The following is a 201-nucleotide window of genomic DNA, read 5'->3' as shown; positions in this document are numbered from 1 at the left end:
AGGGCTTTAAGTTGAGTGAACAAGAAGTGCAGGACATTTTTGCGGAAGTTGCAAAGCAAATGAATGACTTGCATGAGACTCAGGATAAGTAGATTTTTTGGAGGTTTTTCTACGTAAAGTCAAGCATAATAAGAAGTTTGGCTTCATTTTTTATTTAAATTTCAACTTAAATATCTTTTAGTGTCGATTTATTTTTTTAGT

Annotated in this window: 1 pseudogene; it reads left to right on the top strand. The window is 31.3% G+C overall.

Features of this window, described 5'->3' with window-relative positions:
* Window positions 1-92 (top strand): annotated as a pseudogene (locus tag WS44_RS10300) (helveticin); the annotation flags it as partial.
* Window positions 93-201: the final 109 nt, after the last annotated feature.

The sequence above is a fragment of the Lactobacillus sp. N54.MGS-719 genome (assembly GCF_000980505.1).
In the GTDB taxonomy this organism is placed as follows: Bacteria; Bacillota; Bacilli; order Lactobacillales; family Lactobacillaceae; genus Lactobacillus; species Lactobacillus amylovorus.
This window is presented reverse-complemented; position numbering and strand designations above follow the sequence as displayed.